General features: G+C 68.1%; 27 protein-coding genes. 11 read left to right on the top strand and 16 right to left on the bottom strand.

Going from position 1 to position 24,055, the window contains the following annotated elements:
• The first annotated feature begins 4 nt into the window (after positions 1-4).
• A complete protein-coding gene (locus ABIB15_RS00805) occupies positions 5-781 on the top strand; it encodes a DNA-formamidopyrimidine glycosylase family protein (RefSeq protein ID WP_354474496.1) in 777 nt (258 codons plus the stop codon).
• On the opposite strand, the gene ABIB15_RS00800 is transcribed toward ABIB15_RS00805, so the two are convergent.
• Positions 729-1,337, bottom strand: coding sequence for a hypothetical protein (locus tag ABIB15_RS00800; protein WP_354474494.1), 609 nt, complete (start codon positions 1,335-1,337; stop codon positions 729-731). The two genes, ABIB15_RS00805 and ABIB15_RS00800, sit on opposite strands and share 53 nt — an antisense overlap.
• Positions 1,338-1,533: 196 nt before the next feature.
• A complete protein-coding gene (locus tag ABIB15_RS00795; RefSeq protein WP_354474492.1) occupies positions 1,534-2,142 on the bottom strand; it encodes a hypothetical protein in 609 nt (202 codons plus the stop codon).
• 208 nt (positions 2,143-2,350) lie between these two features.
• On the opposite strand from ABIB15_RS00795, the gene ABIB15_RS00790 reads away from it, so the two are divergent.
• A complete protein-coding gene (locus ABIB15_RS00790; RefSeq protein WP_354474490.1) occupies positions 2,351-3,127 on the top strand; it encodes a hypothetical protein in 777 nt (258 codons plus the stop codon).
• Positions 3,128-3,229: 102 nt separating this feature from the next.
• Here ABIB15_RS00790 and ABIB15_RS00785 read toward each other — a convergent pair whose 3' ends face one another.
• Positions 3,230-3,922 (bottom strand): LysR family transcriptional regulator substrate-binding protein, encoded by a 693-nt coding sequence (locus ABIB15_RS00785; protein WP_354474488.1) that lies wholly within the window; start codon positions 3,920-3,922, stop codon positions 3,230-3,232.
• Between the two features lie 126 nt (positions 3,923-4,048).
• Here ABIB15_RS00785 and ABIB15_RS00780 point away from each other — a divergent pair, with 126 nt between their 5' ends.
• Positions 4,049-4,444, top strand: coding sequence for a DUF5997 family protein (locus ABIB15_RS00780; RefSeq protein WP_354474486.1), 396 nt, complete (start codon positions 4,049-4,051; stop codon positions 4,442-4,444).
• A 364-nt stretch (positions 4,445-4,808) separates the two neighbouring features.
• Here ABIB15_RS00780 and ABIB15_RS00775 read toward each other — a convergent pair whose 3' ends face one another.
• Entirely contained in the window at positions 4,809-6,182 is a 1,374-nt protein-coding gene (locus ABIB15_RS00775; RefSeq protein WP_354474484.1) for a trans-sulfuration enzyme family protein, read from the bottom strand.
• 88 nt (positions 6,183-6,270) lie between these two features.
• On the opposite strand from ABIB15_RS00775, the gene ABIB15_RS00770 reads away from it, so the two are divergent.
• The 3 genes from ABIB15_RS00770 to ABIB15_RS00760 all read left to right on the top strand — a co-directional run bounded on the left by ABIB15_RS00770 (position 6,271) and on the right by ABIB15_RS00760 (position 10,355).
• Positions 6,271-6,801 (top strand): Lrp/AsnC family transcriptional regulator, encoded by a 531-nt coding sequence (locus tag ABIB15_RS00770; protein ID WP_354474483.1) that lies wholly within the window; start codon positions 6,271-6,273, stop codon positions 6,799-6,801.
• 36 nt (positions 6,802-6,837) lie between these two features.
• The gene (locus ABIB15_RS00765; protein WP_354474481.1) at positions 6,838-9,774 is read left to right on the top strand and encodes a cation-translocating P-type ATPase; all 2,937 of its coding nucleotides are present in this window, start codon (positions 6,838-6,840) and stop codon (positions 9,772-9,774) included.
• Positions 9,775-9,899: 125 nt separating this feature from the next.
• The gene (locus ABIB15_RS00760) at positions 9,900-10,355 is read left to right on the top strand and encodes a GyrI-like domain-containing protein (protein ID WP_354474479.1); all 456 of its coding nucleotides are present in this window, start codon (positions 9,900-9,902) and stop codon (positions 10,353-10,355) included.
• Between the two features lie 19 nt (positions 10,356-10,374).
• Here the strand turns inward: ABIB15_RS00760 and ABIB15_RS00755 are convergent, their stop codons facing one another.
• The 4 genes from ABIB15_RS00755 to ABIB15_RS00740 all read right to left on the bottom strand — a co-directional run bounded on the left by ABIB15_RS00755 (position 10,375) and on the right by ABIB15_RS00740 (position 14,035).
• The gene (locus ABIB15_RS00755; protein WP_354474477.1) at positions 10,375-11,769 is read right to left on the bottom strand and encodes an HNH endonuclease signature motif containing protein; all 1,395 of its coding nucleotides are present in this window, start codon (positions 11,767-11,769) and stop codon (positions 10,375-10,377) included.
• A 94-nt stretch (positions 11,770-11,863) separates the two neighbouring features.
• On the bottom strand, positions 11,864-12,352 hold the full coding sequence (locus tag ABIB15_RS00750) for a GNAT family N-acetyltransferase (RefSeq protein WP_354474476.1): 489 nt from the start codon (positions 12,350-12,352) through the stop codon (positions 11,864-11,866).
• A gap of 82 nt (positions 12,353-12,434) precedes the next feature.
• On the bottom strand, positions 12,435-13,463 hold the full coding sequence (gene mgrA, locus ABIB15_RS00745) for an L-glyceraldehyde 3-phosphate reductase (RefSeq protein ID WP_354474474.1): 1,029 nt from the start codon (positions 13,461-13,463) through the stop codon (positions 12,435-12,437).
• A 113-nt stretch (positions 13,464-13,576) separates the two neighbouring features.
• A complete protein-coding gene (locus ABIB15_RS00740) occupies positions 13,577-14,035 on the bottom strand; it encodes a hypothetical protein (protein WP_354474473.1) in 459 nt (152 codons plus the stop codon).
• 216 nt (positions 14,036-14,251) lie between these two features.
• Here ABIB15_RS00740 and ABIB15_RS00735 point away from each other — a divergent pair, with 216 nt between their 5' ends.
• Entirely contained in the window at positions 14,252-15,109 is an 858-nt protein-coding gene (locus ABIB15_RS00735; protein WP_354474472.1) for a M50 family metallopeptidase, read from the top strand.
• 21 nt (positions 15,110-15,130) lie between these two features.
• Here the strand turns inward: ABIB15_RS00735 and ABIB15_RS00730 are convergent, their stop codons facing one another.
• The 7 genes from ABIB15_RS00730 to ABIB15_RS00700 all read right to left on the bottom strand — a co-directional run bounded on the left by ABIB15_RS00730 (position 15,131) and on the right by ABIB15_RS00700 (position 21,552).
• Positions 15,131-17,674 carry a glycoside hydrolase family 65 protein gene (locus ABIB15_RS00730; protein WP_354475112.1) on the bottom strand — a complete coding sequence of 848 codons (2,544 nt, stop codon included), beginning with the start codon at positions 17,672-17,674 and terminating at the stop codon, positions 15,131-15,133.
• A 14-nt stretch (positions 17,675-17,688) separates the two neighbouring features.
• Entirely contained in the window at positions 17,689-18,426 is a 738-nt protein-coding gene (locus ABIB15_RS00725; protein ID WP_354474470.1) for an HAD family hydrolase, read from the bottom strand.
• A 122-nt stretch (positions 18,427-18,548) separates the two neighbouring features.
• Entirely contained in the window at positions 18,549-19,166 is a 618-nt protein-coding gene (locus tag ABIB15_RS00720) for a cation efflux transmembrane domain-containing protein (RefSeq protein ID WP_354474468.1), read from the bottom strand.
• A gap of 71 nt (positions 19,167-19,237) precedes the next feature.
• Entirely contained in the window at positions 19,238-19,672 is a 435-nt protein-coding gene (locus ABIB15_RS00715; protein ID WP_354474466.1) for a TA system VapC family ribonuclease toxin, read from the bottom strand.
• On the bottom strand, positions 19,662-19,886 hold the full coding sequence (locus ABIB15_RS00710) for an antitoxin (protein ID WP_354474464.1): 225 nt from the start codon (positions 19,884-19,886) through the stop codon (positions 19,662-19,664). The genes ABIB15_RS00715 and ABIB15_RS00710 overlap by 11 nt, the downstream gene beginning before the upstream one ends.
• Before the next feature lie 33 nt (positions 19,887-19,919).
• Complete coding sequence (locus ABIB15_RS00705; RefSeq protein ID WP_354474462.1) at positions 19,920-21,098, bottom strand: HNH endonuclease family protein; 1,179 nt, start codon at positions 21,096-21,098, stop codon at positions 19,920-19,922.
• Positions 21,099-21,180: 82 nt separating this feature from the next.
• A complete protein-coding gene (locus ABIB15_RS00700) occupies positions 21,181-21,552 on the bottom strand; it encodes a YccF domain-containing protein (RefSeq protein ID WP_354474460.1) in 372 nt (123 codons plus the stop codon).
• A 115-nt stretch (positions 21,553-21,667) separates the two neighbouring features.
• On the opposite strand from ABIB15_RS00700, the gene ABIB15_RS00695 reads away from it, so the two are divergent.
• From ABIB15_RS00695 to ABIB15_RS00680, 4 genes are all read left to right on the top strand, one after another.
• Positions 21,668-21,964, top strand: coding sequence for a glutaredoxin family protein (locus ABIB15_RS00695; protein WP_354474458.1), 297 nt, complete (start codon positions 21,668-21,670; stop codon positions 21,962-21,964).
• A 58-nt stretch (positions 21,965-22,022) separates the two neighbouring features.
• The gene (locus ABIB15_RS00690; RefSeq protein ID WP_354474456.1) at positions 22,023-22,805 is read left to right on the top strand and encodes a hypothetical protein; all 783 of its coding nucleotides are present in this window, start codon (positions 22,023-22,025) and stop codon (positions 22,803-22,805) included.
• Between the two features lie 326 nt (positions 22,806-23,131).
• Positions 23,132-23,341 (top strand): type II toxin-antitoxin system HicA family toxin, encoded by a 210-nt coding sequence (locus tag ABIB15_RS00685; RefSeq protein WP_354474453.1) that lies wholly within the window; start codon positions 23,132-23,134, stop codon positions 23,339-23,341.
• On the top strand, positions 23,338-23,724 hold the full coding sequence (locus tag ABIB15_RS00680; RefSeq protein ID WP_354474451.1) for a hypothetical protein: 387 nt from the start codon (positions 23,338-23,340) through the stop codon (positions 23,722-23,724). The genes ABIB15_RS00685 and ABIB15_RS00680 overlap by 4 nt, the downstream gene beginning before the upstream one ends.
• 20 nt (positions 23,725-23,744) lie before the next feature.
• Here the strand turns inward: ABIB15_RS00680 and ABIB15_RS00675 are convergent, their stop codons facing one another.
• On the bottom strand, positions 23,745-24,050 hold the full coding sequence (locus tag ABIB15_RS00675; RefSeq protein WP_354474449.1) for a hypothetical protein: 306 nt from the start codon (positions 24,048-24,050) through the stop codon (positions 23,745-23,747).
• Positions 24,051-24,055 lie beyond the last annotated feature (5 nt).

Here is a 24,055-nt window from a genome sequence, read left to right as displayed (position 1 = left end):
TCCGATGCCAGAGGGCGACACCGTCTACCGCACCGCGAAGAACCTGCGCGCGGCGATCGAGGGCGCGCAGCTCACGCGGTGCGACATCCGCGTTCCGGCGTTCGCGACCGTCGACCTGACCGGCCAGCGGGTCGACGAGGTGGCGAGCCGCGGCAAGCATCTGCTCATGCGCATCGGCGAGCACACCATTCACACCCACCTCAAGATGGAGGGCTCCTGGCACCTCTACCGGCACGGCTCGAAGTGGCGGCGTCCGGCGCACTCGGCGCGCATCGTGCTCGAGACGAGCGACTGGGTCGCGGTCGGATACGCGCTCGGCATCGTCGAGGTGGTGCCGCGTTCCGAGGAGCACACCGTCGTCGGACACCTCGGTCCCGACCTGCTCGGCCCGGACTGGGATGCTGCGGAGGCGCTGAGCCGGCTGAGGGCCGACCCGGCGCGCGCGGTCGGACTCGCGCTGCTCGACCAGAGCGTGCTCGCGGGACTCGGGAACGTGTATCGCAACGAGTTGTGCTTTCTGCGCGGCATCCTGCCGACGCGTCCGGTCGGCGACGTCGTGCAGCCGGAGCGGCTGATCGCGCTCGCGCACTCGCTCATCGATGCGAACAAGGACAGGGTGGAGCGCACCACGACGGGCACCCTGCGCGGTGCCACCGACTGGGTCTACGGCCGGCGCGGGCAACCCTGTCGGCGCTGCGGCACCCGGATTCTCGAAGGACGCCTCGGCGTCAACGAGCTCCAGCTTCGTGAGACGTTCTGGTGTCCGAGCTGCCAGAGCTGACGGGGCTGCGGCGCCCATTCCAGGTCTGGGCGTGGAGGAAGACGGTCAATGCCGCCACGGCGAGCCCCAGCACGATGAAGAGCGGGCCGGACTGTTGCAGCATGTAGCTGAGTTGGTAGTCGGCCTGGCCGGCAGTAGTGCTGGTCTGCAGTTCCTCGGTCAACGCGAACGACCAGCGCACCATCGCAATTCCCACGAGGGTGACGAGCACGCAGATCATCCAGAGGACGAGCACGAACGGGTTGCGGCGCTGCGGTGCGTCGGCTGACTCGTGTGTCATGTCGGCGAGGTCATCCGCGGCCTCGGTACGGGCGGCGGCGGTGCGGGCCGCGCCATCGGCGGCGGCGTCGGTGCGGGCCGCGCTCCTTGTGCCTCCGGTCCCACCGGCACCGGCGGGTGTGTCCGACCGGAGGCCGGGGACAGGGCTCGGTGCCCGGCCTGTGGCCGCAACTGCCTCCAATCCGCTCGGTTCCACGGCGAGTGGGCGATATCCGGGCTGGAACGCCGGATCGAACCGCGGATCGAACCCGGCCACTTCACCGCTTCGCTCAGTCATCCTCACCTTTCCGATGTGGAGCGAGTCTAGGACTACTGGTGGCCACGAAACAGCCCACCGCAGCAGGTTCGGCAGGAGAATCGGCAGCACGCCGTCGGCCGGCGACACCGATCACGGAGTGGCTGCACGAACTCCTCCGTTACAGTCACCGCGGTCGCGCGAGCCGCGACCGCACCGCACCCGCGACCGCACTGATCTACCGCCGCTTCCGCCACCGCACCGCGTGCACGAACAGAATCCCGGTGGCCGTCGCGACACCGAGCACCATCAGCAGCGGCGCACCGAAAATCAGACTCTGCACGAGGAAGTAGTCGTACGGCGCCGAACCGGTGCGCTGGGCCTCCGCCGTCAGCTGCCCGACCGACTGGAACAGCCCGACACCACCGAACACCATGAGCGCGCTCGCGACCCACAGCACCAGCAGGAATGGATTCGTCGAGCGAGCGGGCGGTGCGGCATCCGTCTCCTCGACGTCGACGCCACCGGATGCGCCCGGGCCCGTCTCGGCGTGCGCGAAGGGAAGCGGGGGTCCGGGCGGGCGCGGGCCGGCCCCGCTCGGTGCGACGTCCGACTGCGAACCAGCGGCGCGCTGCCCGGCGGTGGGGCGGCCAGCACTGAGTGGATCCGCATCGCGCTGAATCGCATCGCGCTGATCCGAGGGCGTAGCGGCCGCAGCATCCGCGATGCCGGGCCCGGGCGCTCCGCCGTTGGATCGCTGCCGCGTCGCCGCACCGTCGTACCCAGGCTGGAACGCCGGATCGAACCGGGGGTCGAACCTGCTCGTCTCACCGCTTCGGTCGGTCATCGGCGCCCTTTCCCTGTGTGCGGAGAGCTTACGCGCGCCGGCTTGGTGATGAGAGAGCGCGTGGAGGGCTGATCGCTTCGGGGCGTCCGGAACCCTGTGCGAGACAGTCCGCCTCAAACGGTTGCATCGTCGTGCCAAATGTTAGGGTTCCCTAAGTTGAGCTAGTTAAAACGTGCTAGTTCTCTTACCGAAAGGCGCATTCTCCCAAATGAGCTACATCAAGTCCGCCCTGCTCGATGAAAAGGGCTTCGTCATTTTGGATCGCTACGACCAGGCCGTCGACCCGCAGGAGTGGAATGACCTCGAGTACGTCGATTGGAAGTCATCCGGCGTCACTCAGTTTGCCCCTCTGGCCAGCGCCTTCGGCGAAATCGAGGCCAACGGGTTCTGGAATCACATCCCGCCTCGTACCGACAAGGACGGTGTCTGGATCGACTCCCAGGTCGCCGCGGCGCCGCATCTCACGGCCCGCGCGAAGGAGCCCGGCGCGAACGTCGGCCGCTGCCGCGTCATCGAGCTGCAGCCTAACGACTACGCGAATACGCTCTACAACCTCCACCAGGACGACAACAACCGTCTGAATCCCGATGGCAGCGGGTGGATCGTGCGCGGGTTCTTCAACCTGACCGATGACCCCGAGTCGTTCATGACCCTGCGCGAGGACCGCTGGGACCCGACGACCGAGATCCGCATCCCGCTGCCCGCTGGCGCGCAGATCATCGTCGACACGCAGCGATTCTGGCACGCCGTCTGGCACAAGGGGCCCGAGCCGCGCTACTGCCTCATCACCTCGTGGGAGTCGGGCCCGGCGCTCGACGCCTACATCGCGAAGCATCACGGCCACAACAACCACGTGAACCCGCCGCTCGACCAGAAGATCATGGACGACGCCCAAGCCGAGGTGCACCGACGTTATGCCGAGCGCTCCGCGACACTCGCCGCGCAGGGCCGGGTCGACAGGGATTCGGTCGACTCCGAGGCATAGGCCCGACTTCGTCCACGCCGTCCGCCCCCGGTCGACTCCGGTTGCGGGCGGCGCCACATCAGCGCCGCTTTGCGTCAGCGCCTCTGCGTCAGCGTCCCGGTGTCAGCGTCGCGGTGACCGCCGGTTCGCAGTCGGTCGGGTGCGCCCGGCCGACTGCTCCTTCTTGCGCGGCTGCACAACCTTCTTCGGCGGTGCGACCTTCGGAGTCGGCGGCGTCGGCGTGCTTCGGGAACTGTGCGCTGTGCGGCCGCGCACGATGCCGACGAACTCCTCGACCCGCTCGGTCGTCTGAGCCATGAGCCAGGCGATCGCGATGCGCGTCTCGGCAGCATCCGTCACGGGAACGGCGGCGACGTCTTTGCGGGCATGCAGGCGCGCGATCGACTGCGGAACGATCACGACGCCGACATTCGCGGCGACGAGTTCGATCGCGTCTTCCCATTCGCCGGCGAGATGATTCTCGGGATCGAGATCGGCAAGCGTCACGGAGTCGAGCTCGGCGATCGGATGTCCCTTCGGCACAACGACGACGGGGGCCTCGACGTAGAGCGTGATTGCACTCAGGTCGTCGTCGCCGAGCGCGTCGAGCGCGCTCCCGGCATCCTCGCCGCCGGCCAGCCTCACGAAGCTCACGTCGGCCGATCCGTCATGCAGAACAGAGGACTGGGTCTCACCGGTGCTGCGCAGCACCTGCAGCGGAGCGTCTGGGCGGCGTTCCTGCCACGCACGGGTCCACTTCGTGAGGGTCACGCCGGGCACTGCAGCGATGCGGAAGAAGTCCTGCTCGTCGTCCACGCGGATCCTCCCACCTGCCGCGACGCATTCGCGGCAGCTCTCAGGCTAATGCAGGCGCCACCGGCGGGCGGCAGCGCAGAGGTGCCCGACACCCGGCGGACCGGACGCGCGGAGTACGATTATCGGATGACTTCGCCCAAGACCCCGCAGACCATGAAACCCGAGACCGCGGCGAAGAAGCTCGGCATCCTGCTGGAAGCGGCGCCAGCCGAATTCCGCGACCAGCCCATCACCCGCGACGCGTACAACGAGATGCTCGCCAACCCGCCAGCCTGGCTCACTGAACTCCGCGCGACCGGACCGCACCCGCGCCCCGTCGTCGCCGGAAAGCTCGGCGTCTCGATCAGCGGTCTCGCGCGCGGCGAGATCACCGAACCGCTCACGTCGGCCGAGATCCTGGCGCTGCTACAGGCCCCGCCCGCCTGGCTCGTCCAGGAACGCGCCACCCAGTTCGAGGTTCGCGCCGAGAAGGAGCGCGTCGCCGCTCGCGATGCCGAGCGCCGGGCCCGCCAAGCGAAGTAGCGCGGCGAGCAACCGGAGCGACGGCCGACCATCCGCGCTCCGGCAACCCGTTGCCCGGGTGGGGCTCCGGGCGTAGTTTCCGGCCGATGAGCCAGTTCCCGAATGAGTGGTTCGGCGCACACCTCGCCCCGCGATCGGATGTCGGGCCCTGACTACGACGGCCATCCGTCGACGCTCGGCCGACCGCCGTCCCGAGTGACGCCGCCCGCTTCGGCACCGCGCCAGGTGCGCTCGTAACTCAGGAGAAAATGCGAATCGCCGTGCTCCGACGCCGCGAAAACCGGCGTTTCCGCCGGATCCCCGGAGTTACGACCGCTGATCGGCCGGGGCGACCGGCCAGCAGCGCACCATTAGGAGGCGCCACTCAGATCAGGCTGAGCGCGTGGTTCTTCTCGAGCGCCTGCGGCGACGAGAGCGGCGAGCCCGACCGTGAGGCTGCTGCCGCTGGCGCCGAAACGGGCGCCGAAGCCGGCCGCCCCGCAGTAGCCGAATCATCCGCCGCCACATCCACCACGGCATCGCCCAGCGCCGCCTCGAGCGCCCGCAGAATGTCCTCCATCAGGTCATTCGCGTGCTCGAGCCCGATCGAGATCCGCACGATCCCGGCACCGGGACGCGCGCTCGCCTCGACCGGGCGGTGCGTCAGCGAGGCTGGATGCTGCACGAGCGAATCGATCCCGCCCAGCGACACCGCGTGGGTGATCAGTAAACACGCCTCGGTGAAGCGGGCCGCCGCACCGAATCCGCCGGCCAGGTCGAGCGCGATGAGCGCCCCCGCGCCGGACGACTGGCGCCCGATGAGGCCCAGCGGATCCTGCCCCGGAAGCCCCGGATAGTGCACGCGCGCAATTGCGGGATGCCCGACGAGACGTTCCGCCACGAGCGCCGCCGTGGTCTGCTGCGCGCGCACCCGCACCGGCAGGGTGCGCAGGCCCCGCTGCAGCAGGTACGCGCCAAACGGATGCATAAGGCCGCCGGTCAGCGCGCGCAGCTGGCGCAGGCGCACCATCCACTCCCCGGGTCCGGAGATGGTGCCGCCCATCGCGTCACCGTGTCCGCCGAGGTATTTCGTGGCGCTGTGCATCACGAGGGTCGCGCCCGACTCGATGGGGCGTTGCAAAACGGGCGTCGCGAACGTGTTGTCGACCATGACGGGAACGGTGCCCGCGGCATCCGCAACGGCGCGAATGTCCGTCATCTCGAGCGTCGGGTTCGCAGGCGACTCGAGCAGCACGAGCCCCGTGTCGGGACGGATGGCGTCGGCAACACCATCGGCGTCGACCCAGCTGACGGTCGTTCCGAGCAGCCCGGTCGCGAGCACGTGATCGGTGCCACCGTAGAGCGGACGCAGCGCCACAACGTGCGGCTTGCCCGCGGTCACGCAGGCGATCAGCACGGCGGTGAGCGCGGCCATCCCGCTCGCGAAGGCGACCGTGCCGGCGGAGCCCTCGAGCGCCGACAGCCCGTCCTCGAAACGGGCGACGCCGGGCTGCCAGAGCCGCTGGTACACGGCGGAGTCCCCGGGGGTCGGCGTGCCCCCGGTCGCGAGGTTCTCGTACGAGTCGCCGCCCGACTCGATTCCGGTCAGCGGGTTCGTGGTCGACAGGTCGATGGTCGGGACGTGGGAGCCGGATGCTGTGACTCCGGCCATCCCCGCATGCACCGCGATCGTGTCGATGTGGTGGGCGGGTGCGGGCTGAGACGCAGACTCGGACGAGGACGGCAGCGATGGCGACATGGGTCGAGGCAAACAGATGCTGGCTCAATCCGCAAGTATCTTCGCAGCACCTTCGATGAATAGCTGTTCTAGCGCATAAACTGTAGGAATGACCGAGCACGCTGCCAGTGGGCCGAAGAAGCCCGAACTCGACCGCGTCGATCGCGCCCTGCTGCGCGCGCTGTCGATCAACGCCCGCGCGTCCGGGGCCACCCTCGCCACCGAGATTGGGGTCGCGGAGTCAACGGTGTCGACGCGGTTGCGCCGGCTGCAGCAGCTGGGGCACATCCGCGGATACCGGGCGATCGTCGACCTCACCGCGCTCGGCGCGTCGCTGCAGGCACTCATCTCGGTGCGGCTCGGCCGGCATGCACGCGCGCAGATCGATGACTTCCGATCGAAGGCACCGCACTGGTCGGGGGTCATCGGCCTGTTCCACACCGGTGGCGCGGACGACTACCTGCTGCACGTCGCCGCTCGCGATGCCACGGGCCTGCGCGACTTCGTGCTCGAGCACCTCGCGGAGCATCCGGCGGTCGCCCATACCGAGACGAACATCATTTTCGAGTATGTCGAGGGCGACGGCTGGCAGGACCTCGTGGACGAGACCGCCGCGGCGCGCAGTACCCTTCGACCCTGAACGCGCGATCGCGTGCGCGCCTAGGCTGAGTCACGAGTGACCCGGACCACCGAGATTGGGGACCAGCGCATGGCGGATGCCCCGATCACCGACCCATCCCTCGTCGACGCCGCCGACGTCACAGCCAGCTACAAGGTCGACGCCGCCGTCGGGCTGTCCGCCGCGGAGGCCGCCAGGCGTCTCGACCGCGACGGACCGAATGAGTTGCGCGGCACACCCCGGGTACCGACGTGGCGCCGGATCCTCGAACAGTTCCGGGATTCTCTCATCTACCTGCTCCTCGGCGCGATTGCGGTCTCGCTGATCGGCTGGCTCATCGAAGGCGCGGAGGGTTGGCCGATCGACGCGGTCGTCATCGCGGCGATAGTGCTGCTCAACGGGCTGCTCGGCTGGGTACAGGAGGGACGCGCCGACGACGCGGTCGCCTCCCTGTCGACCATGACCGCCGCGTCGTCGACGGTGCTGCGCGATGGCCGGCTCGCGACCGTGCTCAGCTCCGAACTCGTGCGCGGGGATGTGCTCGTGCTCGGCGAGGGCGACCAGGTGGGTGCGGATGCCCGGCTCATCGAGGCGAACGCGCTGCGCATCGCCGAGGCCTCGCTGACCGGCGAGAGCCACCCCGTAGCCAAGAACGCGAACACCCTCGCCCGGCACGCCTCGATCTCCCACCGATCCTGCATGGCCTTCAAGGGCACGGCCGTGTCGCAGGGCGTCGGGCGCGCCATCGTCACCGGTATCGGCATGAATACCGAGGTCGGACAAATCGCGACGATGCTCGATGCGACCACGGAAGGTCTGACCCCGCTGCAGAGGGAGATCGGCCGGGTGGGCCGGGCTCTCAGCGTGGCGGTGATCGTGATCGCGCTCGTCGTCATGGTCACGACCGTGCTCGTGCAGGGCGTCACGACGCCGACCGGTCTCGTCACGGTCTTTCTCCTGGGTGTCTCGCTGGCGGTCGCGGCGGTTCCCGAGGGCCTGCCCGCGATCCTGTCGGTGGTCCTGTCGATCGGTGTGCAGCGAATGGCCAAGCGCAATGCCGTGGTGAAGCAGCTCAAGTCGGTCGAGACGCTGGGCTCGGCGTCGGTGATCTGCGCGGATAAGACCGGTACCCTCACTCGCAACGAGATGATGATCCACAGCGTCATCACGGCATCCGCCCGCCTCCAGGCCACCGGCGCCGGCTACCAGCCCGACGGCGCTCTGCTCGACGATGGCGAGCCGATCACCGACCCGGGCGCGCTGTTCGAGGTTCGGTTGCTGCTCGGCGCGGGGTCACTCGCCAACAACGCGCAGCTCACCCAAACCGACGGAGAGTGGACGATTCAGGGCGACCCGACCGAGGCGGCCTTCCTCGTCGCGGCGGGCAAGCTTCCCGGCACGCATGAGGTCGTCGCCCGGCACGAGCGCATCGACGAGATCCCGTTCACTTCGGAGCGCAAAATGATGTCGACGGTGCATCGCGAGACGCGCGACGGCGCCCTCGTTCTCTTCAGCAAGGGCGCACCGGATGTTCTCCTCGAACGGTGCGATCGGATGCAGCGGGGCGAGTCGGTCGTGCCGATGGACGAGGGCATGCGGCGGCAAGTGCTGGCCGACATCGAGGCGCTGTCTGACCGCGCCCTCCGCACGCTCGGCGTCGCGTACCGGCCGATCGGCGCGGCGAGCACGGACGCGACGGCGGGCGCGGATGCTGCGGCGGGCGCGGATGCTGCGGCGGGCGCACTCACCGCTGTGCCCGGCGATGCCAACGACTGGGAGAGTGACCTCATCTATGTCGGGGTCGTCGGCATCATCGACCCGCCGCGCGAGGAGGCGAAGTCCGCGATCCGGGAGGCGCAGCGCGCGGGTGTGCGGATCATCATGATCACAGGCGACCACCCTGCCACTGCTGCGCGGATCGCGGCCGACCTCGGAATCACCGGGCCGGGCCCGGGCCCCACTTCGCTCGAAGGCCGGGCACAGGCCGAGGCCCTCGCCGGCGACGACCTTGACACCCTCGACGACGTCGAGCTTGAGGACGCGGTGCGTACGACATCGGTTTTCGCCCGGGTCTCGCCGCGGCACAAGCTCCGCATCATCGACGCGTTGCAATCCAATGGCGCAATCGTGGCGATGACCGGGGACGGCGTCAACGACGCGCCCGCGCTGAAGTCCGCGGACATCGGCATCGCCATGGGCATCACTGGCACCGAGGTGACCAAGGACGCAGCGAGGATGATCCTCGCCGACGACAATTTCGCAACGATCATCGTCGCCGTTCGCCAGGGGCGCGTCATCCTCGACAACATCAAGAAGTCGTTGCGCTACCTGCTCTCCTCGAATATGGGGGAGGTCTTCACGGTCTTCTTCGGTGTACTCCTCGCCGGAACGCTCGGCCTGGCCGGCGCGGACGACGGCGGGGTCGTACTTCCCCTCCTGGTGACGCAAATCCTCTGGATCAATCTCGTCACCGATTCCGGTCCCGCCCTGGCGATGGGAATCGATCCGGAGATCGACGACGTGATGGCGCGTGAGCCTCGAGGCGTGAACGACCGGGCGATCGACGCGGCGATGTGGGCGGGCATCCTGAGCACCGGTCTGGTAACGGCGATCGTGACGCTCACCACGATCGACCTGTTCCTTCCGGGCGGGCTGCTCGAGGGCGGGGACACGCTTGCTGTCGCCCGCACCGCCGGGTTCACCACACTCGTGTTCGCGCAGATGTTCAATGCGCTCAATGCTCGGTCCGCGTCGAGCAGCGCATTTCGTCGGCTCTTCGTCAATCGATGGCTGTGGGGCGCGCTCGCGATGACCGTGGCACTGCAGGTGGCAGTCGTCGAGTTACCGCTGTTGCAGACGGCGTTCGGAACGGTGTCGATGGATGCCGAGCACTGGCTGGCCTGCGTCGCCCTGGCGTCCGTCGTTCTGTGGTTCGAAGAACTGCGCAAGCTCGGCATCCGGCTGCGCGCCGGGATGATCGCACGCTCGGGCTGACGGCTGACGGCTGATGCCGGTCGCGCGCTGGCCTCAATCGCGGAGTCGCTCGATCGGGTCTTTCTGCCCTTCATGGCGGTTCGGAATGCGACGTACCGTTGCCGCGCGAGCAAACGGAGGACCCCATGATTGCTGAACGAGTGGAACTGGAACCCCGCACTTTCATCGGTCTGCACGACGTCGTGCCGATGACCGACTTGACCGGCTTCTTCGGCAGGGCGTACACGGTTATCGGCGCCGAGATCGAGAAACAGGGGGTCGAACAGGCTGGACCGCCGATCGCGCTCTACCACGGCATGCCGACCGACACGATCGACATCACTGCTGGCTTTCCGATCAGCCAGCCGATCACCCCGGCGAACGGCACGGTCGTGGCCACCCTGCCGGGAGGTCCGGCTATCGAGACGATCCATACCGGCACATACGACAGTATGGCCAGTACTTACAGCGAGCTCATGGCCTGGCTGGAGGAGCAACACATCGACCTACCCGAGGACATGTGGGAGGAGTACCTCGTCGGTCCGGACACCGAGGCCGACCCGGCCAAGTGGCAGACGCGAATCGTCGTCCCTCTGGCCTGACAGAGCTCTCCCCCGCGCCTCATCCGGCTCGCAACCACGGCGGGAGCTTGTTCGGCATCGGGCGTGGGGTGCGCTCGGGATCGACCGAGGCTGGCGGGATCAGCGCGTAGCCGTCTCCGGTGCGCTCGATGCGCCAGCCGTGATCGTGCAACAGCATGTGATGTCGGCGGCACAGGAGGATGCCGTTGTCGAGGTCGGTCGGGCCACCAGGGTCGTAGGGGTCGATGTGGTGCGCCTCGCACCAGCTGGCGGGCCTGTCGCAGCCGCCGAACATGCATCCGCCGAACTTTCCTGCGAGGGCGACTCGCTGAGCGCGCGAGAACAGTCGACGGGTGCGGCCCAGATCGAGCACCTCGCTCGCACCGCCGAGCACGATGGGCAGTGCCCCCTGGTCGCACAGGATGCGGCGGGCGGTTGAGGCCGGCATCGGCTCGGAGCAGCCCTCGAGCCACGCGACGCCCGAGTCGGTCTCGGGGTGCTCACGACCGTGCTCGTCGATCGCGCGCGTGAGGTCGTCGAACGAGATCGTGACGCGCAGCCCGGGTTTGATCGAGCCGAGAATGGTTCCGTCGTCGCGATCGACGCCGATGCGCACGAGCTCGGTGAGCGCATCGAGGGCCATCTGCTCGTTCGTGCGGTCGTCGTCGAGGAGTCCGGCGGCCCGGTCTTTGTCGTCCTCGTCGGTGAACCGGGGCCCGCCGAGCCGGGGGCTCATCGCCGCGTCGATCGCCCCCGTGATGATCGCGTCGGACTCCGGATCGAGCACGAGGCTCACCCGGCGCAGGCCGTCGATGAGCCGGCCGCGGCGGAGCGAGCGCTTGGCGCGGAGGAAGCTCGCGCGGTCCACAACACCACGCCGATCGAGGGTATCGCGCAGTGCCCGCGCCATCCTCGTCAGGTCGTCGGCGTTGGCGCTCTCACCCTCGTGAGCGAGCGTCGCGGTGGCCGCACGGAGCAGTTCGGGGTCGATCTCGTCGACGACCGGCACGAGAGCCCGATAGACGCCGTCGGCGGCCTCCACACCGATGCGCCCCTCGCGCACCGCGGTCGACATCTCATCGAACGGCGTGCCCTCCTCGCCGGCTGCCGCCGACTCCGCGAGCATCGTTCCGACTCGGATGCTGCGGCTCGCCTCCCGCAGGCCGGACCGGGTGAGAGAGCGCACGAGCGACTCCTGGTTCACGAACCCCTGACGGGATGCGAGCCCCGAGTGACCGAGCTCCCGCCGCGAGCGATGGGCTACCTCGAAGGCGAGCTGCGCGACCAGCACCTCCGCTTGGCGGACGACCCCCTCCACCGCGGGCAGGGCGGCGAGAAGTTCGGCTTCGGTCATGAGCGCGGCGTCAGCATCCGTCGGCAGCACCTGCTCGAGCGCGTGCCGCGCCTCGATCAGGTAGTCGCTCGGCGTCGTCATGGGGTCAGTCAACGGCAGGGGGCGGTGCCGTGGGACTAGTCGCTGATCCGAGCAGTCATCGGTGCACAGCTTCTGCCTGGGGAGGAGAAGTGGGTCAGTCTTCGAGCTCCAAACGCATACGGAAGTTCGTCAGCAGCACCCCGTCCCGCTCGACGTGCTGCTGGGCGACAACGACGAAGCCGTTCCGCTCGAAGAATGCGCGGGCGGTCAGGCTTGCGTCAACGGTCACGGCCGTGAGTCCCGCCTGCCGGGCATCCGCGAGCACGGTCTCGAACAGGGCGCTCGCGATGCCGCGACGGCCGAACGACGGGTGAACGAACAGCATGTCGACGTGTCCGGCACCGTCGAGGTCGGTGAATCCGACGACCCGGCCGTCGATCTCGGCGACGCGGGTGGCCACGGCAGCGCGCCCGCGGGCCCACTCGGCAAGGTCGATGTCGTCCGGCGCCCAGACCGCAATCTGGCGCGCGTCGTAGTGCGCCGCCGCCGTCTCGCGCACCGCGGGAAGGAACACGGCGAGGGTTCCGGATGCGTCGGCGTCCCGATAGGGACGGATCAACCCGCCGTCAGCGAAGGGACTCACAGCCTTTCAGCCGCGACGACGCACACCACAGCACCTGCCCGGGCGCAGCACCTCCCCTGCAGCTCCGAACCAAGCGTGTCTCTCACACCACGTCGCTGGACTCGGCCCACAGGTTGATGTCCATGTCGACCGCGAACTCGTCGATCGCGGTCAGCTCGTCCGCCGTGAACTGAAGCGTGCCGACCGCGGCGAGGTTGGCCTCGAGCTGCGCGACCGACGAGGCGCCGACGAGCGCCGAGGTCACGTTCTTGCTGCGCAGCGTCCACGCGATAGCGAGTTGCGCCAGGGTCTGTCCGCGGCTCTCCGCGATCTCCGTCAGCCCGCGGATCGACGTGAGCGTCGCCTCGTTGACCATGTTCTTCTGCATCGACCCCTCACGTGCCGCGCGCGCGTTCGCGGGGATGCCGCCGACGTAGCGGTCGGTGAGCAGCCCCTGGGCCAGCGGCGAGAACGCGATGCATCCGGCACCGAGGTCTTCAAGGGTGTCGAGGAGGTCCTCCTCGACCCAGCGGTTGAACATGGAGTATGAGGGCTGGTGGATGAGCAACGGCGTGCCGAGGTCGGCGAGGATCAGTGCCGCCTCACGGGTGCGCGACGGCGAGTATGAGGAGATCCCCGCGTAGAGCGCCTTGCCCGAGGTCACCGCGGTGTGCAGTGCACCCATGGTCTCCTCGAGGGGGGTGTCGGGGTCGGCACGGTGCGAGTAGAAGATGTCGACGTAGTCGAGCCCCATGCGGTCGAGCGACTGGTCGAGGCTCGCGAGCAGGTACTTGCGGGATCCGTTGTTGCCGTACGGGCCAGGCCACATGTCGTAGCCGGCCTTCGACGAGATCACGAGCTCGTCCCGGTAGGGCGCGAAGTCGCGACGCAGGTGCTCCCCGAAGTTCTCCTCGGCGCTGCCGTAGGGCGGCCCGTAGTTGTTCGCGAGGTCGAAGTGCGTCACGCCGAGGTCGAACGCGCGGCGCAGAATCTGCTGCTGCCGCTCGAACGGCACATCCTGCCCGAAGTTCTGCCACAGGCCGAGCGACACCGCTGGCAGCAGCAGGCCGCTCTTTCCGGTGCGGCGGTAGGGCATGGAGTCGTAACGGGTCTCGGCGGCAACGTAGGTCATCGCCCCATGCTTTCACGAGGCGGCCCCCGGGCAGAACTCGGATGCCTGCCCCGGGCAGAACCCGTATGCCTGCCCCGCGCGAACCCGGATGCCTGCCCCGCGCGAACACCGCATCACCCGTGCCGGTCGAACTGCGCCGCACGGCGGTCCTCCCTGAGCTGCAGCCGCGCCCGGCTGATCGTGGCGTCGACCTCCATCACCGCGCAGGCGAAGTCCTCCGGCCCGAGGTATCGGCTGACGACGAGTGTTGCGAGCCCTGCGACAAGGTCGATCTGGGCTTTGCGAAGCAGAAGGTTCTCCTGGAGCCACGGCGGCTCGATGAATCCGGGGAGGGTGTAGATCAGGTCGTCGGCATTCATGATCCGGGCGAACGCGCCCGCGGGCTCGAACTCGCGCTCGATCGCGAGCTGCGCGAGAAGCGGGGTGGTGAGCGAGCGGGATCCCTCGGTTTCGAGGTACCGCCGCAGCAGCGGATCGAGGAAATGCAGCCGACGTCGCCCCACTCCGGTGGCTGGCTGCCGGGCGAAGAACTGGGTGAGGATCTGGTCGATAGACGGTCGTGGAGTTGTCATGGCGTCAGGATGGTTTCGGCCACCGACATCGCAGCGCTCCCCGCGAAATACGGAGGACAACTCGCTCGCGGGCGCCTGTGGGGAGGAGGGCCAGCATCCACAACAGGGCCCCACGCCCCCACCTCGCCGCGCGTCCATCGGCTTGGCTCGCGAGCATGCCACCGCCTGGATAGCCGACCATCCGATCGTCGCCTTCTTCCTCGCCTACGCGATCTCGTGGACCCTCTGGGCCTCTCCGCGCGCGGCGGCGGCCAGGTCCTGTTCTTCCTCAGCGGGCTCGGGCACTTATCGGCCGCACTCATCGTGACCCCCGACCTGACCGAGCGCCAGCTCGACCCCTGCGAGACTGGTCCCATCGACCTTTTCTCGCTCCCCCCTGACTGGTCCGCCCTGTTTTCCCGCGCGGCCCCGGTCGAGGTGCCACCGACGGTGCTCCTCGGAATTCTCGCGGTGGCAGCGGCCCTCAGCATCCCGCGCGTCACCTGGCAGCAGTTCGGGCTGTTCACGACTCTCGTGCACGAGCTCGGCCACGCGGTCGCCGGGCTGCTGACCGGGCGCGCGGTGACGGGCATCCGTATCCGCCGCAACCACTCCGGGGAGGCGCTCAGCACCGGGCGCGGCTCGATCGGTGCGGTTGTCAGCGGCATCTTCGGCTACCCGGCCCCGGCGATCGTCGGCGCCGCTCAGCTCTGGAGCGTCTTCAACGGCTACACCGCGATCGCCCTGTTCGCGGGCGGCATCGCGCTGCTGCTGACCCTGCTCGTGATCCGCAACCTGTTCGGCGTGCTCGTCGTGCTCGCCTCCGCCGGGGTGAGCGCGGCGCTGTGGTTCTTTGCGACGCCCCAGCAGCAGAGCTACGCGCTGCTCGTGCTCGGAACGGCGCTGCTCGTCGGCTCGGTGCGCGCCCTCGTGAGCGTGATCCGGGTGCACACGCGGCGCGGGCGGCTCGGCTCCTCCGACGCGTACCTGCTCTACAAGCGCACCGGGGTGCCGTCGTTCGTGTGGCTGCTGCTGTTCGCCGCTGCGATTGGCGGATGCTGGTGGATCGCCGTCACCGCGTATCTCACGCGCTGACGTTCCAGCATCCGCGCCCGCTCAGTTGCGGACCGAGTCCCGGAGCGCCTCGGGAGTGATCGTCGGGATCGTGTCGGTAATCGTCGGGATCTCGGCGACCACCGGGATGGTGTCGGTGACCAGCGGCACCTGCGGCACCATGAGGGTGCCGTCGTCGCGCCGGGTGCCGCCGCTCGGTATCTGGCGCGGCTTGCCAGGGCGAACGGTGCCCTGGCCGTCGAGCGGGATGAGCGCGTCGACGCCGGCGGAAACGGTGTACGAGGTGCCGCGCACAAGGAACGAGATGGGATTCTGGCCCTCGAGAACACTCACGTGCATCGAGTCGCTTCTGAGCGTGACGAGCACGCGGGTGCCGTGCCAGATCATGCGGTAGCGCAGCTCGGGCCAGCTCTTCGGCAGGCGCGGGTCGAAGGTCAGCACTCCGTCGTGGTCGCGCATCCCGCCGAAGCCCGAGACGAGCCCGCTCCAGACGCCACCGGCAGAGGCGACGTGCACGCCGTCTGCGGTGTTCTTGTGCAGGTCGGCGAGGTCGACGAACAGGGTGTGCACGAAATAGTCGAGCGCGAGGTCCTGGTAGCCGATCTCGGCGGCGATGATCGACTGCACCACGTTCGACAGGGTGGAGTCGCTCGTCGTCAGCGGGTCGTAGTAGTCGAAGTCGGCGAGCTTCTCCTCGAGGGTGAACTGGTTGCCGTGCAGGAACAGCGCGAGCACCACGTCGGCCTGCTTGAGCACCTGGAAGCGGTAGATCACGAGCGGGTGGAAGTGCAGCATGAGCGGCTTCTGCTCCGGCGGCGTGTTCTCGAGGTCCCAGACCTCGCGGTCGAGGAAGTGCGAGTCCTGCGGGTGGATCTGAAGCGCATCCGAGAACGGGATCAGCATCGCGTCGGCGGCACGGGTCCACTCGTCGAGCTCCTCCTTGCGCAGGCCGAGCCGCGCGACCATGCGCTCGTAGGCATCCGGACGCTCGATCGCGAGGTCGCGCACGGTCTGCGCCGCATAGCTCAGGTTGAACCGCGCCATCACGTTCGTGAACAGGTTGTTGTTGACGACGGTCGTGTACTCGTCTGGCCCGGTGACCCCGTGGATCTCGAAGGTGTCGTTGCCGTTGGAGCGCCAGAACCCGAGGGTGATCCACATGCGGGCCGTCTCGACGGCGATGTCGATCGCGCCGTTGGCGAGGAAGTCGATGTCGGCGGTCGCGTGGATGAACTTCGCGAGCGCATAGGTGACGTCGGCGTTGATGTGGTACTGGGCTGTGCCCGCGGCGTAATAGGCGGATGCCTCTTCGCCGTTGATCGTGCGCCACGGGAACAGCGCGCCGGCCTCGTTGAGCATCCGGGCGCGCTGCCTCGCGAGCGGGAGCATGTCCTGGCGCATGCTCAGCGTGTTCCGCGCCCAGAGCGGCGACGTGTATGCGAGGAAGGGCACCATGTAGATCTCGGTGTCCCAGAAGTAGTGGCCGCTGTACCCGCTGCCGGTCACGCCCTTCGCGGGGATGCCCAGCCCGTCGGCGCGCGCGGTGGCCTGGGCGAGCTGGAAGAGGTTCCAACGGATCGCCTGCTGCAGGTCATCGCGGCCGGGGATCTCCACGTCGGAGCGACTCCAGTAGGCGTCGAGCCACTCGCGCTGATTCACGTGCTGCATCGCGACGCCCTCGACGGCGATCCGGTCGAGGGTGCGGCGACACCGGTCGATGAGCTCGCTCGTCGGAGTGGTGCGCGCGGTGTGGTAGCTGACGACCTTGGTGACCTTCACGGGAACGCCCCGCTTGGCCGAGACCGAATACGCGTTCTTGGCGATGTCGGGGTCGATGTAATGGTCGGTGGTGTAGTCGTTGGCGGTCTCGATCGTGTGGTCGGCGACGACCGCGACCGACATCCCCGAGTTCGCGACGCGGTAGCTGAGCGCGCTGCGCTCGCTCTGCTGCCAGTGCTGGCCCGGGACGAAGACCCGGTCGGCGATGCGCTCGGCCTTGCGCGGGTCCGTGGATGCCGTACCCGGTCCGGCCGATCCCGCATACTCGTCCTCGCCGTCCTGCCGGTTGAGCATCTGGCAGGAGATCGTGACGGGGGCATCGGAGTCGATCATGGTGACTTCCATGGTCATCACGGCGAGGTGGCGCTCGGGGAACGACACCATGCGCGTTGCCGAGACCCGCACGCGCTTGCCGGATGGCGTCAGCCAGAGCACGGTGCGGCGCAGCACGCCCTCTTTGAAATCGAGGGTGCGGTTGTAGTCGAGCAGGTCGGCGGTATCGAGCGCCAACGGCTCGTCGTCGACGTAGATGCGGATGACCTTGCTGTCGGGAGCGTTGACGATTGTCTGGCCGACCTCGGCGAAGCCGTAGGCCTGCTCCGCGTGGCGGATCTTCCAGGTCTCGTGCAGGCCGTTGATGAAGGTGCCGTGCTCGTGCGCCTTACGACCCTCCGCGTTGTTGCCGCGGAGCCCGAGATAGCCGTTGCCGAGCGCGAACAAGGTCTCGTGCGGGCCGGTGTTGGCGGGGTCGTACGCCGTCTCGACGAGGCGCCAGGGATCGACGGGGTAGCGGTCGCGGTCAAGCATGTCGGTGTTGTGGGTCATTTCGAGTCCTCAATGAATACGGCGAGATCGTCGATGACGATGTCGGCTCCGGCGTCGAGAAGGGCCTGCTCGCCCACGCCGCGGTCCACACCGACGACGAGCGCGAAGGCTCCGGCGTGGGCGGCGGCAACGCCGGAGATCGCGTCTTCGAACACGGCCGTTTCGGCCGGGTCGACGTTCATGGCGCGGGCGGCGTGCAAGAACATGTCGGGTGCCGGCTTGCTGCCGAGCCCCTCTTCTACCGCGACGACGCCGTCGACGACCACGGGAAACGGTTCGAGGAGGTTCGCGGCGGTGAGCACCCAGACCGCGTTCTTCGAGCTGGAGACCACACCCATCGGCATCCCGATCGCCCGCAGGGATTCGACCAGGGCAAGCGAGCCAGGGTACGGCGCGATGCCGTCCTGCTCCAGCATCCGCGCGAACACGTCGTTCTTGCGGTTGCCGACCCCGCTCACGGTGTCGACGGAGCCGGCGTCATCGGCCTCGCCTGTTGGCAGGTCGATGCCGCGCGAGGCGAGCATGCTCGCGACGCCGTCCATGCGCTGCTTGCCGTCGAGGTGGCGGTAGTAGTCGTCGTCGGTGTACTTTTCGGCAACACCCTTCTCGGCGAAGAGCTCGGAGAACATCGTGCGCCAGGCGTGCATGTGGATGTCGGCGGTCGGTGTGAGCACGCCGTCGAGGTCGAAGAGAACGGCGCTGAACCCCGCAAGGCTGGGCAGAGTGGCAGGCACGGTGAAACTCCAAGTGCAATATCAGGGGGGCCGGGGCTGACGCTAGCCCCTTGAAATTCTACTCGTAATGCATATTCATATGATTTCGGAGGAGTAAACAGAATGGAACGCGTCGCGCCGTCTCACAATTCCTCCCCGGCGACGATTTTCGCGGCGAGGCTTTCCTCGTGAGCCGCCTCCCAGACCTCTTTCGCGGCCGTCACATTCACCACGATGATGACGAGCCCGAGCACGATGTCGGGCCAGCCGGACTGCAGCCACAGGGTGAACAATCCCATCGCGATGATGGCGATGTTGACGACGACGTCGTTGCGGGCGGCGAGGAACGCGGCGGTCGACATCGATCCGCCGTGGTGCCGGATGCGGGCGAGCAGCAGCGAGCAGGTGAGGTTCACCACGATCGCGCCGGCGGCTGTGACGATGAGGGCGAGCGGATCGGGCGTCTCGGGGTTCGCGAATTTGGAGATCGCCTGCCAGGCCGCGGCGAGCGCGGGGATCAGGATGATGCCTGCCATGACCTTGCCCATCCGCGCGCGGTTGGCGAGGCTCCAGCCGAGGGCGAGGAAGATCAGCAGGTTCACGGCGGTGTCTTCGAGAAAGTCGACACTGTCGGCGAACAGCGACACCGAGCCGATCGAGAGCGCGACCGTCACCTCGACGAAGAAGTAGCCAAAGTTGAGCAGTGCGACGACGAGCACGGTGCGGCGCAGTCGCCGCTTGAGGGTTTCGTCGATCTCCACGCCAGCAGTCTGCCACCGGTTCCGCCGGTCGAGAGCGCGCGAACGTATCCCGCGTCGCGACGCCGCGCCTCCTACGGCAGCACGAGAACCCGCTCGCGATCCGCCGGCTCCAGCATCCGCTCGATCCCGCGATCGAGTGTCGCGAGAACCGCCCCCGATGCCGCGGCGAGATTCACGAGGTGCACATCGGTCACTTGGCGCGAGGTCACAAGCCGGGCGACCGAGATCGTCGGCGTCGCGAGGCTCGAGGCGTCCGGCATGAACGTGTGACCCGCGACGCCGCGGATGGCGGCGAGCACCGCGAGCGCCTGGGTCATCGGCACCGCCTCGCCGACGACATTCGCGTTGGTGGACAGCCGCAAGAACCCGGCCTCGGTGATCGGAGTCGTGGCCCACTCGTCGGTGAGCGTGCCGAACCACTCGCGAGCGCGATGGTGATGCACGTGCTGTGGCCACGTCAGCGCGATCAGCACATTGAGGTCAAGCAGGTAGGTCCTAGTCGCCATCGCGGTGTTCGTTCACGAGATCGACGGTGATGGGCGCGGCACCCGGAGCCGGCGTGAACATCGGGAAATCGCCCGCATGCGCTGCCGCTCCGGCGCCTTCGAGCCCCTTGCGGGCCAACCGCGACAAGACGACGCCGATCGATGTGCCCTCGTCCCGGGCGATCGCCTTCGCCGCGTCAAGCACTGATTCTTCGATATCCACAGTGGTGCGCATCAACGCATCATAACATCACGGTCTCCATTGGGCTCAGCAGGCGATGCCGTCGCCATCGCGATCGAGGTCGTAGATGTCGGTGCCGACAACCGTGACCGGGCCCTGCACGTACGCGGGGCCATTGCCGCTGCCACCCTCGCAGTCGACGTCACTCGCGATCGGCACGCATCCGCCGCCGTAGTTCGAGTCGCACCCCGAGGGAGCGGGCGCCGGTGCCGGAGCCGGAGCGGGCGCGGGAGCAGGCGCAGGCGGCGCAACCAAAACAACCGGCACCGGCGTGAACACCGACGTCACCGCCGGCTCGCTCGTGCAGCTCCCGAGCACGCGCGCCATGGCGTCGTGTTCGGCCTGCGTCACCCAGAGTCCGTAGGTCGCCTTCACCGACACCTGCCGGGCGACATAGCTGCAGCGGAACGCCTTGTTCGACGGCAGCCAGGTTGCGGTGTCGCCGTCGCCCTTCTGGGCGTTGGACCGTCCGTCGACGGCGAGCAGGTTCATCGGATCGTTCGCGAACGTGATGCGCTGCGCCTGCGTGAGCTGCGCCGCGCCGGTCTGCCAGGCGTTCGACAGTGCGACCACGTGGTCGATCTGCACGAGCGAGGAGGTGTCCTGGCCGCGCACGAAGGCGATCGCCTCGGCGGTGAAGGGCGAGACGAGGTTGCCGGTCATGACCTTGCACGGCCCGGATCTGCCGATCGCGGTGAGGTCGCGGGCGAGAATATCGTTGCGCTGGTCGCATCCGTTCCGGTCCACGTCGAGCCAGGCGGTGCCGAACTTGCCGGTGCGCTCGTACCCGGTCTTCGGTGACTTGCCCTTGATCGGGATTGTCGCGAGCAGCGCGAGCGCGGTGGTGTCGGTGGTCGTCGTGTCGGGGGCGACGACCGAGGCGTCGGATGCGGGTGGCGATGCCTCTGACGGTTCCGCGGGTGCCTCATCCGTGAAGAGCGAGGCGGGCGAGGGCGTCGGGGACGGCGTCGGCTTCGGCCTCGGCGACGGGGTCGCGCTGGGCACCGTGAGCGCGACCTCGGCCGATGCCGGGGCGGGCGTGCTGGCCAGGAAGAGAGCCCCGGCAACCCCGCCCGATACCAGCAGGAGCGTCGCGACGAACCCGCCTACGATCCAGGTACTGAGCGTCGGCCGGAACCATCCGGTCGCGGTCGCCACGGGCTCGCTGGTCGCCTGCAGTCGTGCGGGAACTTCGGGCTTCGGCAAGGCGTCCTCTCCGGGGGTCTCGCCGAGCTTAATTCATTACTGCCGTGCGCCTCGACTCCCAGTAGAGGGGCCAGTCGAACGATCAGGCGTCGACAATCTGCTTGCCCAGCGGCAGCAGCGCCACCGGCACCAGCTTGAAGTTGGCGATGCCGAGCGGGATGCCGATGATCGTCAGGCACAGCGCGATGCCGCTCACGATGTGCTCGAGCGCAATCCACCAGCCGGCAAGAAGCACCCAGACAATGTTGCCGAGCATCGAGCCGATGCCGGCCGTCGGGGTATCGATGACGCGCTTGCCGAAGGGCCAGAGCGCGTAGACGCCGATGCGCGCCGCGGCAATGCCCCACGGAATCGTGACGATCAGAACGAACATGATGAGCGCCGCGAACATGTAGCCGAGGAACAGCCAGAACCCCGACAGCACGAGCCAGATGAGGTTGAGGAGAGTATTCATGGTGACTCCAGTCTCGCACCGCCGGCCCCACGCGCGATGCTGCGGGCTCGCTCTGCCTCCGCGCTGGAGTGCGCCTCCCGGGAGTCGTGTCGGTACCGGCACCTAGGCTGGTCGGATGACTGATCTCGAGACAGCCGACCTTGCGGGAGCCACCGACCCCGCCCAGCGCATCACGATGTTCGGTGCCGATTGGTGCGGCGACTGCCGTCGCTCGAAGAAGCTGCTCGACGTTCTGGGCGTCGACTACGACTACATCGACCTCCTGCTCGCCGATGATGGCGCGGACCGCGCCACGGCCATTAGCGGCCGAACCCAGATCCCGGTGATCGTTTTCCCGGACGGCACCCATGTGGTGGAACCCAGCGACTCCCTCCTCCACGCGAAGCTGACGCAGCTCGGCAGCATCGGGTAGCCACCCGCCTCGACATTCGCGTGCGCTGAGGTGTGCGCGAGGTGGGAAACTGGTGAGCGTGACCGACGACAGACTCCGCCTTCCCACCTCCCGGCTGACCGTCGTGCTGAACCTCGGCGCGAAGTCCGCGTCGCGGCTGCCGTTGCCGCCTGCGCTCCGGCATCCGGAACTCGATGCCGAGTGGGACGAGGAGAGCAACTCGACCGCCATCTACGTCGAATACGACCGCGGGCAGCTGCACCTCGACGCAACCGACGACGGCGTCGAGTACCACTTCCACAACATGCGCGGCGAGACCTCCGACCGCAGCCCGTTCGCCAAGGCCGACACCCCCGCGCTGCTCGACTGGGCGCGCGCGTTCGCCGCCGACGTGCACGCGCTCCTGCCCGAGCTCGAGGAGGACGCCGCGGAGGCCGCCGCGTGGCACGAAGAGGGCTACAGCATCTACGTTTGCGAGACCGAGCCGGCGCAGCTCGACCTGCTCGAGATCGAGATCGAGGGAGCGATTCTGACCCTCCCCTGGCTCGGCTCCGGCCAGGTAGATCAGCATCACGTCGAGGGCGAGAACCATCCGATCGAACTGCTCTGGAACCCGCAGGGCGAGGCCGACCGTCCGATAGCACGGGCCTGGCTCGACCCGCGCACCGACCAGCCCAAGTGCGCCGGGCTGCCCGGCGTCAACTGGGACGAGGTTGGGCTGTCCGAGTCCGAGGTGCTGACCTGGCTCGAGGGCGTGTACCTCAACAACCACGTGATCGAGGATCCGGCGTCCGCGGTGTTCATCGCGGCGCTGGAGCGCGTCGGCGGGCTCGGCGGCACCGGGGCCAGCAGCGGGAAGTAGCCGCTTCGCGGCCTTGGCCGTGCCGAGAGTAGGCGTTTCGGCTGCTCCGGGCTGGGTTTCAGAGCCGGGCGGCCCCGAGAGTACGCGTTTCGGCTGCTCCGGTCGGCTCGAACGAGCCAATTCCCGTACTCTCGAGGTCGGCGCGGTGCGCTTCGGCGGGCGGATGCTGCAATTCCAGGTGCGCCCGAGCCCCAACTGACTTGTAGTTCCGGTTCGAACCTGTTGGGGGCCCGCATGGCAAGCGAGCCGAAACCGTTCGAGGCCGGATGCCCCCGAAGAGCGCTTCCGGACTGCCGGCCGCACTGTTTAGTCGCTAAACTTAGGCCGTGAAGTCGCGTGACGTGAACCGGCGGATTGAGAAGAACGGCGGATTCATCCTCCGCCAGCGCGGCTCGCACCGGTTCTACACAGTCACCATCGACGGCGTCACCGGGCAAACCACGGTGCCGCAGCACACCGGAGACATCCCGATCGGGCTGCTCCGCAAAATCGAGAAGGATCTCGAACCAGTTCTCGGGAAAGGATGGCTCCGATGAGCTACACCGTCGAAGTGACGCGGGAAAAGGACGCCTGGATCGCGGATGTCGTAGGCCTACCCGGCGCCCACACCTACGCTCGCAACCTGACTGCTCTTGACAAGGCCGTCCAGGAAGTAATTGCACTCGTCGCCGACCTCCCCGTTGACGCCGAGCCCCAGAGCATCAGATACGTGTACCGCAACGTCGGCGAGGACTTCCTCGAGGCCGCGAAGATCGGTGAGCAACGCGACATGGTCGAGGCAAAACAGCGCGAGCTGGCCGCCCCCACCGTCGATGCGGCACACAAGCTGTCGAGCCTCGGATACTCCGTTCGCGATATCAGCGGAGCCCTGCGGATGTCGCCGGGTCGCGTCTCCCAGATCATGAAGGCACGGGAGTAGTCCGCAGCCGGCGCGGGAGGCTAGGGCGATGCGGCTTCGGGTGCTTCGTTCGGCGCCGCGACAGTCGCGGCGGCCTTCTCGTCCCGCTGTTCTGCATAGAGCGTCAGAGCGGAGACCGCGAGCCAGGCTATTCCGGCGAGCGCCCCGAAATTGAAGAGTGTGCCACCCAGACTGACCCAGACAAGCGCCTCCGCGGGGTTGTAATCCCACGCGTTCGGGTCGCCGCCAAGGCTCGCGTTCGCCACCCCGACGATGATCGCGCCGATCAGGATGCCCGCAGCCGCAAACACACCGAGCGCTGCCCGGTACCCGTTGTGCCATTTCATGGCCC

It is taken from the genome of Marisediminicola sp. UYEF4 (genome assembly GCF_040546025.1).
GTDB lineage: Bacteria > Actinomycetota > Actinomycetes > Actinomycetales > Microbacteriaceae > Marisediminicola.
The sequence above is the reverse complement of the archived record's forward strand: the minus strand, read 5'-3'. Positions and strand labels throughout refer to the sequence as shown.